Raw genomic sequence first — 14,631 nt, forward strand, 5'->3', positions numbered from 1 at the left:
TTAGTCCGTTTTATTTACAAAAAATTGAGATTCCATCTGGTGCTCTTCTACACTATAAATTTTTGCTGTCCAATTTGGCAGCTCGTTCATATCAGCCTGATCCAGAACGGCAACACTTTTTTCTTCTGATGAGGTGATATAGGTTTCAACCCACCCTTCAGAGTATTGAGTAAAATCAATCGGACGGATTCCAATCCATACCATAAAAAGTACCAAGGGAATCAGCAATCCGATTTCCCGCATGTTCAAATCTGTGAGCTTTTCATTCTCTTCATTGGTAATAGGACCAAACAGCACACGCTGGAACATCCATAGCATGTATACAGCTGCCAAGATCACACCGGTGGCGCCAAGTATTGCAAAGGTTTTATTCGCGTAGAGTTCTGAACTGAATGATCCGTTCAAAATTAAAAACTCACCAATAAATCCATTTAAACCCGGAAGACCGATCGAAGCCAACGTTGCAATCATAAACATAACAGCAAATACAGGAACTACTTTGGCAATACCGCCATAGTCGGAAATCATTCTTGTGTGTCGACGATCATAAATCATTCCAACGATAAGGAATAGCGCTCCTGTAGCCAATCCGTGATTAATCATCTGAATAATCGCGCCCTGCATGGCTATATCGTTCAAGGCAAAAATACCCAGAACTACAAAACCCATGTGACTCACAGATGAGTACGCAACCAATTTCTTCACATCCTTTTGAACCATCGCAACCAGCGCACCATAGATAATTCCAATGACAGCTAGTATTGCCATGTAAGGTGCGAACTCCATAAACGCATTAGGAAAAGCCGGAAGGACAACACGAATCAAACCGTAAGTACCCATTTTCAACATAATCGCCGCCAACACAACTGAACCCGCTGTGGGTGCTTCTGTGTGAGCATAAGGTAACCAGGTATGAAATGGGAATAGCGGCACTTTAATACAGAAAGCAAGTGCAAAAGCCAGGAATAACCAGGTTTGCTCAACCAGTCCGATGGTATACTCCGGACTGGATATAAACCTCCAGTCGGCCGTAAAATCTACACCGCCCATCGCTGCCCCTGCATGATAACCGAGGTAGAGAAGTGCAACAAGCATGATCAAAGATCCTACCAGCGTATAAATGAAAAACTTAATAGTTGCCCGGATTTTATCACTTCCACCCCAGATACCAATTAAGAAGTACATTGGAATTAAGGAAAGCTCAAAAAAGACGTAAAATACGACCAGGTCAAGTGCTGCAAACACGCCCAATGATGCAGTCTGAAGCAGAAGCAACATCGAATAGTAACCTTTCAAACTCTTGGAAACCGAGTTCCATGACGAAAGAATAACGATCGGCCCCATTAACGTGGTCAGCATAAACAGCAACAAACTCAGTCCGTCCAGGCCAACCAGGTATTTAACATCCATACCTGCAAAAATAGCAGCGCCTTCTGTTAAATATTGAGGAGTAGCGGAGGCATCCACATTAAAATTAAACAGTAGCGGAAGTGAAAGAAAAAATGTAGCAGTTGTAACAATTAAACTGCTCCACTTCACCGCTGTATCATTTTTCATCAGCAGTATAGCCGCAATACCCAGGAGCGGCAGATAGATCGTAAAATTTAGTAGGATCTCCATATCTAACTATTCTTCAAAAACTTTTAAAAGAGTATCATTGAAAGAACCAAAATCACACCCAACATCAGGAAGAGTGCATAATTGGTTGTAATTCCTGTTTGTATATATCGGATCAAGCTCCCCGTAAGCCTCACAACTCCGGCTACTGCATTCACTACACCGTCTACAACCTTCATATCAAATACAGCCAATACCTTCTCTGAAAAGCGAACAGTAGGGTGAACAATCACGCCTTCGTAAGCTTCATCCAGATTGTATTTCTGTTTCCAGATTTGATAAAGTGAACCGAATCGATTTGCAATTTTTGCGTCCGATTCCTCTTGCTGATCGTTTCCATACATCTTAAATGCGAGGAACACAGAACCAACCGCAACTACGATGGCAAAGATCATTAATACCCATTCTGCAGCAATTGAAAGTGTTAACGGGATATCTGCAGCAATTGGCAGCATCCAGTCGTGCAGCCAGTTGATATGCCCATCACCGCCAAATGTTTTCGATATGAAATTCGGAATACCGATAAATCCACCTACGATTGAAAGTCCTGCAAGCGCCCAGAGCGGAATCGTCATTGTAGAAGGACTTTCATGCAGATACTCCTCAGCACCTTCAGCTCCCTGAACTTTTTGAGGGAGTTTAAATGAACCGTGAAATGTGGTTAGTGTTAAACGGAACATGTAAAAAGCAGTAAGGAAAGCCGTAATGGTTGCCACACCCCACAAAATGAAGTACATGGCGCCGGCAAATTCACCAAAACCCATGTTAAAAGCGTGCATTACAATTTCATCTTTAGAGAAAAACCCTGCCAGTGGAGGGATACCGGCTATGGCAACCGTAGCAATTAAAAATGTTTTATATGTAGAAGGCATAAACTTTCTGAGACCACCCATAAACCGAATATCCTGCGGATCAAAATCCACGTGTTTTCCGGCATCGTGCAATTTATGCTTCACATGATCCATTGTATGAATGACTGATCCTGAACCCAGGAAGAGACAGGCTTTAAAGAAGGCATGTGTAACGACATGAAAAAGAGCGGCCGTAAATGCACCTGAACCAAGAGCCAGGAACATAAAACCGAGTTGCGATACGGTTGAGTAAGCCAGAACCCCTTTAATGTCATTTTGTGTGATGGCAATTGTTGCCGCCACAATAGCTGTAAGTGCACCAGTCACTGCAATAATCATCATTACCTCCGGACTCATCACATACATTGGTGAAAGTCGTGTAATCAGATAGATCCCTGAAGTTACCATTGTAGCTGCGTGAATAAGTGCAGACACAGAGGTTGGACCTGCCATCGCATCCGGCAGCCACACGAAGAGTGGAATCTGAGCACTTTTACCGGTTGCCCCGATAAACATCAGGAACGGCACCCAGAATGTCCAGCTGGCTGAAAATGCATCCAGGTTGGCCAGGATAACGTCAAATTTTAAACTGCCAACAGCTTCAAAAATGGCAAAAATAGCAATCAGAAAAGCAAAATCACCAACTCTGTTATATAAGAAAGCTTTCTTAGCGGCATCAGATTTTGCCATATCTGTATACCAGAAACCAATCAGCAGATAAGAACAGAGTCCTACTCCCTCCCAGCCGAGGAAAAGAAGCAGCAGGTTATCGGCCATAACCAGATTCAGCATAGCAAAGATAAACAGGTTCAGGAAAGCAAAAAACTTCCAGAACCCAGGATCGTGCGCCATGTATCCTATAGAATAAAAGTGGATCAGAGAACCCACACCGGTTACAACCAACATCATAATCAGTGAGAGCTGATCGATCTGATAGGCAATATCCACGCTAAAACTTCCGGCTTCTATCCAGGTAAATAACTTAGCCTGGATAGCCCCTGCCTCAGGATTAAAGTTTATGAAAAAGTAGAGAGAGATTAGAAACGGAATAAAGACTGCAAAATTAGATAGAGCCCCTATGATGCTCTTCTTATTCCGGTATGAATCTGATGAAAGGCCCAGAATCCCGTTTATTAAAAAACCGAGAAGCGGTAAACCAACAATAAGACTTACAAGCGCTGTAGGTGATTCCATTCAAACAGGTTAATTATAATGTTGCGCATTTAATGAATGTGAAACTGCATTTTTTGCAGCCTTGTTTTAGGTGGCAAAGATACAAAAATCTGCCCCAAGTTAAACCTCCGGAAGAGGAAAACTAAAGATCCCCATTAAATAACTTTTTAATTTCAGGTTCTAAATTTAAGAAACATTTTAGTGAAGGCTATAATCAATCTTCACTTTTTTGAAATTTGTAAACAAATCCTAAACCGTCCGATTTTTATTGCGGTTAATATCACCTTTTTGATAGTTTATAGGCTTAAATCCAAGACGTCATCAAATTCATGCTAACTAATGAATAAGCTTTCGCTCTACAGTTTATCGCTCTCTTTTATCTCGCTCATGCTGTTTTGGGTTGTGATGAGTGGTTTTTTTGATGCCGTTCATTTAACCATGGGGGTTCTCTCGGTAGCCGGTGTAATGGCAATCAACCACAAACTTAAAGTGCACCGTTTTTTCAGTGACGACATGAACGACCTGAAAGAACTCCGATACTTCAGAGCTGTTTACTATTTTTTCTGGATGATTTACCAGATTGTAGTGGCCGGTTTTCATGTAGTTAAAGTGATTTTCAGCCCCAAGTTACCCACTAAATTGAGTATTGTGCGTTTTAAAGTTGACCTGCCGAGCTCACATGCCAAAATGATATTGGGTAACTCCATTACTCTCACTCCCGGAACACTAACTGTAGATATTGAGGGAGATTATTTTCTTGTTCATGCTCTTGATGATTCATCTTATAAGGGAATAATTTCGGATGAAATGCCCAGGGAAGTTCTTAAGCTTTTTCAAAAAGAGGAGCGTCCTGTAATCAGTGATGTTAAAATCACGACCAAAGAATATATACATACCTAAATGGATCAATTTTTTCTCTATAGCGCTGTGGTTCTTACCATCATTATCGCTGTTCCGCTTATCCGGGTAGTGAAAGGACCGACGCTTTTTGACCGATTGCTGGCCACCAATGCCATTGCCACAAAAACGATCGTTTTGATATGCCTGATCGGTTTTTTGTTTGGACGCATTGACATGTTTATAGATATCACCCTGGCCTATGCTATTCTCGGCTTCATCGGAGTACTGGCAATTGCAAAATACATTACATCTCCAAAAACACGGCGAAATGCTTGAAATACAATCAATCTTTAGCATTCTGTTTGTAACAACCGGCATTATTTTCATGTTGATGGGGAGCATCGGCATCTTGAGACTGCCGGATTTTTACTCCCGAACCCACGCTGTCAGTAAAAGTGATACTCTTGGTGTGTTTTTCGTGATCATTGGTTTGATCATCTACGAAGGATTTACGCTCAGCAGCGGCAAACTCTTTTTGATCGTTTTGTTTATTGCACTTTCCAACCCTATTGGAACTCATGCCCTGGCCCGTGCCGCCCTCAAGAAAGGGATCAGACCTCTCCTTCACGACGATAAAAAAGGAGGGCCCTCATCATGATTTGGGAATTAGAACTGGTTATCTACATTTTCCTTCTGCTGTCTGCTATTGTTGCACTGGAATCTAAAGATCTGCTGGTCGCTGTTGTCATGACCACCGTATTCAGTTTTTTGATGGCGCTACTGTTTGTAACCATGGGGGCCATTGATGTAGGATTCACAGAGGCTGTAATCGGCGCCGGTGTATCCGGTATTCTATATGTTGTAGTAATCCATCAAACCACAAGACATTCAAAAGATTGAAAGCACTAAAAATCATCATACTGATTTTATTTGCGTCTGTTATGATTTACGCAGCCAGTGACCTGCCTTACCGCGGAGATCCGGACAACCTGATGCATGCCGAGGAGAGTATTACCGGAACTAAAGTAGTGGGCAGCTATGTAATTCAGGAAGCCTATAACGATGCAAAAACTCCCAATATCGTAACTGTTATTCTTGGCGACTACAGAAGTGTGGATACGTTTGGTGAACAGGTTGTAGTCTTTACGGCCGGACTAATTACGATTTTGATTCTTCGAAACCGCAGGAGGCTGACATGAGACGACAAGAGGAAAGCCCGATCATTCTGCTCGGTTCCAGATTGCTGAGTCCATATATCATGTTATTTGGACTCTATGTGATCTTTTTCGGGCACTACAGTCCCGGCGGCGGATTCCAGGGAGGAACTCTTCTGGCCGCATCTATACTTTTAATACGGCTTTCAGGCGGAAGGCGCGTATCCCGACTTCAAATTCAGGAATTTGCCACTACTCCACTGGCGGTAACTGGAGTTATCATCTATTTCCTTACCGGTTTGGCTGCTATGGCAACAGGTGGATATTTTCTGGATTATGAACAACTCCCATTCCTGACTATGGAACCTGCTTACATGCGCTATTGGGGTATTCTTATCATCGAGGTGGGAATAGGGCTCGCAGTGATGGCTATCCTTGTGATGATTTATGATAATATGGTAAAAGGAGAAGATTATGCTTGATTTTTTTCTGGGTCACTATGCCTATTGGTTTGTTGTTATTCTGATGTGTGTTGGCCTTTACGGAATACTTTTTAAAAAGAACTTGGTTAAAAAAACAATCGGGCTGGCCATCTTTCAGGTCTCTGTTGTTCTCTATTTTGTTTCAATTGCATCAAAATGGGATGCCACAGTTCCGGTCAGAGATTCAAACATACCTGTTGAGCAGGTTGCCAACTATTTGAATCCGCTGCCGCACACTTTAATGCTGACCGCTATTGTGGTAGGAGTTGCTACACTCGGGGTCGCCTTTACTCTGCTGATGGCCATTTACAACCGATACGGGACCCTTGACGAACAGGAACTGTTAGAAGAAATTCAATGATTGAGTCGCATCTACCGGCACTAATTGCTCTTACATTTGTACTATTTGCCATTCTGATTCCGGCATTCGGGCTGTGGAAACCCTCCACTTCACAACCACTTGCGGTTGTAGGATCGGGTATCGCTTCCGTCCTGTCTCTCTACGGTTTTTTATCGTATCTGCAAACCGGGAGTATCCGCTACTTCTTTGGTGGCTGGGAACCACCCGTTGGTATTGAATTTGTCTACGATGGGTTATCCGGATTTTTCATCCTGGTTATCAATACCGTTGCATTTTTTGTTTTAATTCATTCGCGACATGTTGCCCGGACGGAGTATCCCGGTAAAGAGATGCCCTACTTTGCACTGGCCATGCTGGCTCTACTCGGGTTTAATGGAATGATCCTCACCGGCGACCTCTTCAACCTTTATGTATTTCTTGAGATTTCGTCACTGGCCAGTTACGGTTTAATCGCTATCGGATCACGCCCGGCACCCTTTGCCGCTTTTCGATATCTGATCATCGGAACAGCAGGAGGTACTTTATATCTGTTGGGAGTAGGTTTTCTCTACACGGTAACCGGTACATTAAATATTATTGATATGGCGGCCATGCTGCCAAGCTTTGCTACAGATACCTCTGTAGTTGCTGCTTTGGTATTTATGGTTGTCGGTATAGGCGTAAAAGCGGCACTTTTCCCACTTCACGGATGGCTGCCCGACTCCTATACCTTTGCTTCATCCAGTTCCACGGCACTCATTGCTCCAATCGGGACAAAAGTAGCCGCATATATTCTGTTTAGAATTGTTTTCTATCTATTTGGTGTAGAGTTAACCGACGCCGTTGCCCCTATCACTACTGTTATTGGTGTTCTGGCAGCTATTGGAATACTCTACGGTTCTATCATGGCTATTGCACAAACTGAAATGAAGCGCATGCTGGCTTACAGCAGTGTTTCCCAAATCGGATATATTATCATGGGGCTAAGTTTGGCCAATCCACTGGGTTTTGCAGGAGCGTTGCTTCACGTTTTAAACCATGCTGTGATGAAAGCTTGTCTTTTTCTGGTTGCAGGAAATTTGAGAATGAAAGAAGGCCATTCAGACATCAGCAAATTTGACGACAGCTACAGAAAAAAATATCCCTGGACGATGGCTTCATTTAGTGTTGCCGCCATCTCCATGGTTGGATTGCCGCCATTGGCCGGCTTCTTCAGCAAATGGTATCTAGCACTTGGAACTATTGACAATGAGAACTGGCTCTTTTTAACCGTAATTCTTGTGAGTTCACTGTTAAATGCGGTTTATTTCTTCCGAATTCTTGAGAAAGTTTACATGATGAATCCGAAGAAAGATCAGAAAGAAGCAACAGATGCTAAAAAAGATGAGGTTTCGGCAAGTATGCTGATTCCTACATCGGTTCTAGCCATTGCACTTTTTGTCATTGGATTTGCAAATGCGGCTATTGTCGCCGTTCTGTTTGATATTTTCCCGATGTAGAATTTGAGCAGAATCATATAACTATTGAATTTTAAATCACACATTTTCACAAAACTCTAAAACAGATTCACAGAGTTTTTAAAGAAATTAATTACAACAAAGATAGATGGATCTTACGCTTGTACCTTTATTAGCTATTTTAGCATCGCTTGCAGCGGTTCCGCTCATTCTGTTCAGTTCGTCGAGACCGAACCTGAGAGAGTTTTGGACAATTTTGGCCGCTGTGGTCAAGTTTGGACTGGTACTGACACTCCTTCCGTCAGCCCTAAGAGGGGAAAGCGTTGCACTTCATCTGTTTGATCTGGCTCCCGGCCTTCCATTTGCACTGAATGCAGATCCGTTAGGTGTATTCTTTGCTGTTATTGCTTCCGGACTATGGATTTTCACCTCGTTTTACTCCATTGGATATGTACGAGGACACAAGGAGCATAAGCAGACCCGATACTATGCAAGTTTTGCAATCTGTTTGTCGGCAACGATTGGAATTGCATTTTCCGGTAACCTGCTCACGTTCATTGTTTTCTACGAACTGTTAACACTGGCAACCTATCCGCTTGTGATTCATACGGAATCGGATGATGCCATTAAAGCCGGTCGCAAATATCTGGCATTTACATTGACAGCCGGACTCCTTCTGATTGCTGCAGCCGGAATGGTTTATTACTACACCGGAACATTAGATTTTACCCCGGGCGGAATTCTTGCTGATGCAGATATCCCTTATCACATGATTCTGGTGATGTTCATTCTCTTTCTGGGTGGCGTGGGTGTTAAAGCCGGTATTATGCCGCTTCACGGCTGGCTTCCTGCAGCAATGGCTGCCCCAACCCCTGTTAGTGCACTTCTTCACGCCGTTGCTGTTGTAAAATCCGGTGTATTTGCTGTACTAAGGGTTGTAGGCTACATTTTTGGAGTAGATGTAATGGCCGATTACGGTTTAAATGATATTATCATCGTACTTGCCGGTGCAACCATCATACTGGCATCCTTGATAGCTTTTGCACAAGATAATTTGAAACGACGTCTTGCATATTCTACGGTTGGTCACCTTTCCTACATTGTACTCGGTATCGCGCTGCTGACTCCTTTGGGAATTCAAGGTGGTATCATGCACATTGCCGCTCATGCAACGATGAAAATTACTCTCTTTTTCTGCGCCGGAGCCATCATTGTCAATCTGCACCGAACAGAAATCAGCAATTTAAATGGAATTGCAAAAGTGATGCCCTGGACGATGGGTGCTTTTGTAGTTGGATCGATGGGGCTTGCTGGCATCCCTCCCATCAACGGTTTTTTAAGTAAGTTCTACCTGATCTCCGGATCTCTTGAGGGAGATATGATGATTCCGGTCATCATCCTGATTGTGAGTGGACTATTAAATGCCGGGTACTTTTTTCCAATTATTCACCGGGCTTATTTCAAGAAAGGTGAAGGACTGGAAAAATATGGAGAGGCATCACCGTTTATGGTTGTTCCTATTGTAATTACTGCCACACTTTCTGTTCTCTTTGGATTGTTCCCAAATCTCTTTTTCAACTTTTTTGATCTCGCAGCACAAATCAGCGAATCACTCTTTAATTCACCATCACCATGAAAAACTGGCATTGGATCATATTAGGTATTCTATTTCTGGTAACTCTGGTTTTTGAGTTCACCTTTCTGGCCGATTACGACAGCCATTGGTGGAACTCAATTCCTGCTTTTTACGCCATTTTTGGCTTTGTAAGCTGTATCGTCATCATCTATTTTGCCAAATTTATTGCCAAAAACATTGTAAACCGCGACATCAACTATTATGATTGAGCTTTTAACCATACCGGGTGTCATTTTAATTATCGGAGCAGTACTGCTTGCACTACTGCCTGAAAAATTTCGGAGTTCAGCATTTTTACTTTTCCCAATTGCTGCACTCGCTTTTGTGATTACCCGGCCGGACGGATATTCCGTAACTGCTTCTCTGGGTAATTTCGAGCTCATTGTGATGGAAGTAGATGCACTGAGTCGGGTTTTCGGAATCATTTTTGCAATTACAGCTTTTGTAGCCGGCACTTACGCATGGCACATTAAAGATTTAGGACAACAGGTTAATGCGCTGGTCTATGCCGGAAGTGCACTGGGCGTTACGTTTGCCGGGGATCTGCTCACACTCATCATTTTCTGGGAGCTGATGGCCGTCAGTTCAACGTGGCTCATCTGGGCAAATCGGAATGAGGCTTCAGATAAAGCCGGTATGCGCTATCTGATCTATCACGTATTGGGAGGAGGACTGTTGCTTGGTGGTATTCTCTGGCACTATATGGATACCGGATCTCTTTTAGTTGAATCACTCGCTCAAGAGTATACAATCGGTAATGTGATGATGTTGATTGGTGTATCCATCAACGCGGCTGTAATTCCGCTTCACACCTGGCTGGCGGATGCCTACCCGAAGGCAACTGTTACAGGTGCGGTGTTTATGAGTGCTTTTACGACCAAATCTGCAGTTTATGTACTCATACGGGTCTTTCCGGGTTGGGAGCTACTCATCTGGTTTGGTGCGGCTATGGCTATTTATGGTGTTGTGTACGCGGTAATCTGTAAAGATATCAGGGAAATTCTCGCATATCACATTATCAGCCAGGTGGGATTTATGGTATGCGGTATCGGTATCGGTACAGACCTTGCTCTGAATGGAGCTACTGCCCACGCATACAGCCACATTCTTTACAAATCCCTCCTTTTTATGAGTACCGGGGCCGTACTTTATGCAACAGGCACATCCAAACTTGTACACCTTGGCGGTCTTGCTAAAAAAATGCCTTACGTATTGGGACTCTACCTTGTCGGGGGATTTTCGATCTCCGGATTGCCTCTGTTTAACGGATACATCAGTAAATCGATGACCATCAGCGCCGCCGGATATGCTCATAATGAAGCAGCTATGCTGATGCTTCTGTTCGCTTCCGTGGGTACATTCCTCAGTGTTGGGTTGAAACTCCCCTATTACACTTGGTTTGGAAAAGAGGACAACGACATTGAGGTAAAGCCACTTCCGAAAAATATGTATATCGGAATGGGGATGGCTGCTTTTGCCTGTATTTTTTACGGCCTCTATCCGCAGGCACTTTACATGTATCTGCCATTTGATGCAGACTACAATCCGTTTACCATCTATCACTTTGTAGAAGTCACTCAGATCAGTTTAATGACTTTTGCAGGATTCTGGTTACTCCGTAAGAAACTTGCAGGAGAGTTGATTATCGCGCTCGATGTGGACTGGTTCTATAGAAAAGCAACACCGGCAGCACGCAGAGTATTTGTTCACGGAGTTGATAATTTCTACGATCGGGTTGAAGAGAAGATCTGGGATATTGCCGGGTTTTTGACCAAAAAATTTAAAAATCCGATGTTATGGCTCAATCCATTTACAGATCGTAAAAATGTAGCTTCACGCTACAGCCCGTCGATGGAAGTCATTATGAGCTTCATTCTATTTACAATATTGGTGTTTTCGCTCGTCTACCTTACATGAGAAAAAGAAGTCCGGCAAACTGTTATGAGTCGGCCGGACTGACAACATAAAATAAATTGTTAAAACAGTGAGTTGAGAGTAAATATACTCCACTTATTGGCCGGATTGTGGATCCGGTGCAAGCAACATCATGTAACTATTTAATCTTACTGAAAGGGAATTTTCTATGAATATGAAATGGGAAGAAACGATTGCGCACTATGCAAAAAAATCTAATATCAGTGAACCACTAACGGGTAAACTAACCTCCCTGACGGCACTTCTTGAAGATTATCTTGTTCACAACGATAAAGAACCGCTTCGTGAACTGGCAGCCAACCTACCGGATCAGGCAGCATCCGCTCTCGATCAAAATGGAGGGAAAGCAAACCGGGAGCTGGTAGAAAAAATAAACAGTCTGTCATCAGACGAAATCAGAGGACTTTTACGGCTTACTACAATATTTTTCCATCTCGTAAACTCTCTTGAACAGCACGAGATTATCCGCATAAACAGAGAGCGTTCTAAAACCATTGATGTTGAAAATCCCAGAGCTGAAAGTATAGCCGACGCACTGCGATATTTCAAAGAAAAAGAGATGAGCTACGATGAAGCACTCGAATTATTTAAAAAGCTCGATATTCAGCCAACGGTTACAGCTCACCCAACAGAGGCGCGTCGCAGAAGTGTTCTTTACAAACAGGAAAGTATAACTTCCAAAATTAACCTGTTAGAAAATGAAAACCTTACTCCCAACGAAAAAGATGCTTATCTGCATCAGGTAGTCAATGAAATTGCTCTGTTGATCTCTACCGATGAGGTACGCCCGGAACGTCTCACGGTTGAAGATGAAGTTGAAAACGGTCTCTTCTTTTTTTCCAATACCATTTGGGAAACAGTTCCAAGACTTTATGATGACATCCGGTCTGCTTTTTCTCAGCAATACAATAAAACTCCGGATTTGCCAATCGTTTTGAGATATCGCTCTTGGATAGGAAGCGATCGTGATGGCAATCCAAATGTAACCCGCGACGTTACGTGGAAAACACTAATCTATCACAGACGTGTAGCGCTGAAACTCTATCTGAGAGACCTCAGAATGATTCGCCGATATTTATCAGTGTCCAAAAACTTTGTTGAAGTTCCGGAAAAACTGCAGAAATCGCTTAAAAAAGATGAACAGGATGTTCCTTTAAGTGAGCAATACAAGCGGCCATATAAGAATGAACCGTTTCGCAGAAAGATCACGCACATTATGCACAGGCTGCAAAACATGCTGGATGATTTGGATCAGCCTGAACAAGAGATATTGGCATCAGCAACATACAGAGCCTCAGATTTTGGAAAAGATTTAGAGTTAATCGCTGACTCTTTAAAAGAGTCGGGTCTGGAAGACGTAGCCCGTTTTGGAGACTTTAATGATCTCATAATTCGGGCTAAAACGTTCGGTTTTCACATGGCAGCACTTGATATCCGCCAGCACAGTGGCCGCCACGAAAGTGCCGTTAGTGAACTGTTATCTGCTGCTAATGTTCATACCGACTATGAATCGTTAAGCGAGCAAGAAAAAGTGGACCTTTTGATGTCTGAGCTTCGTAATCCACGACCGCTCGCGCCGGTAAATGCAAAACTGAGTGAACCTACCGAGGAAATTCTTAATGTATTCCGGCTTATTATCACTTTAAAAGAGCTGGACGAAAATTCTTTTGGCAGTTATATCATCAGTATGACACATGGTGTCAGTGATATGCTTGAGGTTGTTCTTCTTGCCAAAGAGACCGGTCTCTGGAGAATGGAAAATGGAAAAGTTGAAAGTGAAATCGATGTCGTTCCGCTGTTTGAAACCATTGAGGATTTGGACAAAAGTGCCGAACAGATGCAAAACATACTTTCAAACCCGGTGTATAAAGAGCAGGTTAAAGCAAGAAACGATTTTCAGGAAATTATGCTCGGTTATTCAGACAGTAATAAAGATGGCGGGTACTGGATGGCCAACTGGGCTCTTCAAAAAGCTCAGCTCGAACTGGGTGAGGTTCTTCGGGAAAACAAGATTGACTTCAGACTATTCCATGGTCGAGGTGGGTCTGTAGGTCGCGGCGGTGGCCGATCCAATCGTGCTATATTGGGGCTTCCCTCAATTAGTAATAATGGACGCATTCGATTTACCGAGCAAGGAGAAATTATTTCCTTTCGATACTCACTGCCGGAAATTACGCGTCGCCACCTCGAACAGATTGTGAATGCCGTTGCAAGGGTTACAGCCGGCGAAGGCCAGAAACCCATTGTTGAGGGCGACGAAACCGAATCGATCATGAACCGGATAGCCGAGGGTTCGATGAAGGCGTATAGAGACTTAATCGATGACGAAGAGTTTTGGCCATGGTTCAAAAAAATCACTCCTGTGGAGCATATCGGTAATTTACCCATTGCTTCCCGTCCGGTTTCGAGAGGTGGAAAAAAAGGCCTTCAGTTTGAAAATCTAAGAGCAATCCCTTGGGTTTTCGGTTGGACACAGGTGCGATATAATGTACCGGGTTGGTTCGGTCTGGGTGCGTCTCTCGAAAAACTTCTGGAGGAGAAACCGGAAACGATGGATCTCCTTAAAAAGTGGTATAAGGAGTGGAGCTTTTTCGGTACCATTGTCGATAATGCCCAGCGAGAAATAGCCCGAACACATCTGCTTACTTCGCAAATGTATAGCGAGAGATCTGATAAGCGACTCCACGAACGGATTATCAAAGATTTTGAGAAGTCCAGGGAGATTATATTGAAAATAACGGAGCAGGAAGATATTCTCGACAGCCGGAAAGTCATTCAAAACTCTATTGCTTTCAGAAATATCTTCACCTATCCGCTAAATCTTATTCAGGTTGAACTGTTGAACAGAAAAGACAGTGCAGAAAGTGAAGAGGAGCTGCAACAACTTAAACAACTGATATTCCTAAGTATCAACGGGGTTGCAGCGGCTATGCAGAGTACGGGATAATCAATATCTAAGGGAAGGTTTTCAACTGCCTTCCCTTATACAAAAAAAGATTTTCTCAGATAATAGACATTGGATAACAAAACCCTTATAATATAGAACACAATATAACAACACCCGGTAAGCCTTTCTTGAGACTGACGCGTTAATTCAACTCTACTCTTCTGAAATACCCTTTATTGGGTGACTAATAATACCAATA

The 14,631-nt window shown here is 43.0% G+C and carries 14 protein-coding genes; 12 read left to right on the forward strand and 2 right to left on the reverse strand.

Translation table 11 applies throughout. The features are described 5' to 3' along the window. Together CWD77_RS06650 and nuoL are read right to left on the reverse strand one after the other, a co-directional pair. A complete protein-coding gene (locus CWD77_RS06650) occupies window positions 1-1,620 on the reverse strand; it encodes a complex I subunit 4 family protein (protein WP_101072603.1) in 1,620 nt (539 codons plus the stop codon). Between the two features lie 23 nt (window positions 1,621-1,643). Further along, window positions 1,644-3,662, reverse strand: a complete 2,019-nt coding sequence (gene nuoL, locus CWD77_RS06655; protein ID WP_101072605.1) for an NADH-quinone oxidoreductase subunit L — start codon at window positions 3,660-3,662, stop codon at window positions 1,644-1,646. Between the two features lie 318 nt (window positions 3,663-3,980). On the opposite strand from nuoL, the gene CWD77_RS06660 reads away from it, so the two are divergent. The 12 genes from CWD77_RS06660 (at window position 3,981) to ppc (ending at window position 14,432) form a co-directional block, all read left to right on the forward strand. Further along, window positions 3,981-4,541 carry a Na+/H+ antiporter subunit E gene (locus CWD77_RS06660; protein WP_101072607.1) on the forward strand — a complete coding sequence of 187 codons (561 nt, stop codon included), beginning with the start codon at window positions 3,981-3,983 and terminating at the stop codon, window positions 4,539-4,541. After that, a complete protein-coding gene (locus tag CWD77_RS06665) occupies window positions 4,542-4,817 on the forward strand; it encodes an MrpF/PhaF family protein (protein WP_101072609.1) in 276 nt (91 codons plus the stop codon). After that, on the forward strand, window positions 4,810-5,139 hold the full coding sequence (gene mnhG / locus CWD77_RS06670) for a monovalent cation/H(+) antiporter subunit G (RefSeq protein ID WP_101072611.1): 330 nt from the start codon (window positions 4,810-4,812) through the stop codon (window positions 5,137-5,139). The genes CWD77_RS06665 and mnhG overlap by 8 nt, the downstream gene beginning before the upstream one ends. After that, window positions 5,136-5,381, forward strand: coding sequence for a Na(+)/H(+) antiporter subunit B (locus CWD77_RS06675; RefSeq protein WP_101072613.1), 246 nt, complete (start codon window positions 5,136-5,138; stop codon window positions 5,379-5,381). Before mnhG ends, CWD77_RS06675 begins: the two co-directional genes overlap by 4 nt. Further along, on the forward strand, window positions 5,378-5,680 hold the full coding sequence (gene mbhE, locus CWD77_RS06680) for a hydrogen gas-evolving membrane-bound hydrogenase subunit E (RefSeq protein ID WP_101072616.1): 303 nt from the start codon (window positions 5,378-5,380) through the stop codon (window positions 5,678-5,680). The genes CWD77_RS06675 and mbhE overlap by 4 nt, the downstream gene beginning before the upstream one ends. Beyond that, complete coding sequence (locus tag CWD77_RS06685; protein ID WP_101072618.1) at window positions 5,677-6,117, forward strand: MnhB domain-containing protein; 441 nt, start codon at window positions 5,677-5,679, stop codon at window positions 6,115-6,117. The genes mbhE and CWD77_RS06685 overlap by 4 nt, the downstream gene beginning before the upstream one ends. Further along, the gene (locus CWD77_RS06690) at window positions 6,110-6,478 is read left to right on the forward strand and encodes a cation:proton antiporter subunit C (RefSeq protein ID WP_101072620.1); all 369 of its coding nucleotides are present in this window, start codon (window positions 6,110-6,112) and stop codon (window positions 6,476-6,478) included. The genes CWD77_RS06685 and CWD77_RS06690 overlap by 8 nt, the downstream gene beginning before the upstream one ends. Beyond that, window positions 6,475-7,956 carry a complex I subunit 5 family protein gene (locus tag CWD77_RS06695; RefSeq protein ID WP_101072622.1) on the forward strand — a complete coding sequence of 494 codons (1,482 nt, stop codon included), beginning with the start codon at window positions 6,475-6,477 and terminating at the stop codon, window positions 7,954-7,956. Before CWD77_RS06690 ends, CWD77_RS06695 begins: the two co-directional genes overlap by 4 nt. A gap of 106 nt (window positions 7,957-8,062) precedes the next feature. Then, complete coding sequence (locus CWD77_RS06700) at window positions 8,063-9,550, forward strand: monovalent cation/H+ antiporter subunit D family protein (RefSeq protein WP_101072624.1); 1,488 nt, start codon at window positions 8,063-8,065, stop codon at window positions 9,548-9,550. After that, entirely contained in the window at window positions 9,547-9,759 is a 213-nt protein-coding gene (locus CWD77_RS06705) for a hypothetical protein (RefSeq protein WP_101072626.1), read from the forward strand. The genes CWD77_RS06700 and CWD77_RS06705 overlap by 4 nt, the downstream gene beginning before the upstream one ends. Next, window positions 9,752-11,467, forward strand: a complete 1,716-nt coding sequence (locus tag CWD77_RS06710) for a Na(+)/H(+) antiporter subunit D (protein ID WP_240596685.1) — start codon at window positions 9,752-9,754, stop codon at window positions 11,465-11,467. Before CWD77_RS06705 ends, CWD77_RS06710 begins: the two co-directional genes overlap by 8 nt. Window positions 11,468-11,633: 166 nt before the next feature. Continuing rightward, complete coding sequence (gene ppc / locus CWD77_RS06715) at window positions 11,634-14,432, forward strand: phosphoenolpyruvate carboxylase (RefSeq protein ID WP_101072631.1); 2,799 nt, start codon at window positions 11,634-11,636, stop codon at window positions 14,430-14,432. Window positions 14,433-14,631 lie beyond the last annotated feature (199 nt).

The sequence above is a fragment of the Rhodohalobacter barkolensis genome (assembly GCF_002834295.1).
Classification (GTDB): domain Bacteria; phylum Bacteroidota; class Rhodothermia; order Balneolales; family Balneolaceae; genus Rhodohalobacter; species Rhodohalobacter barkolensis.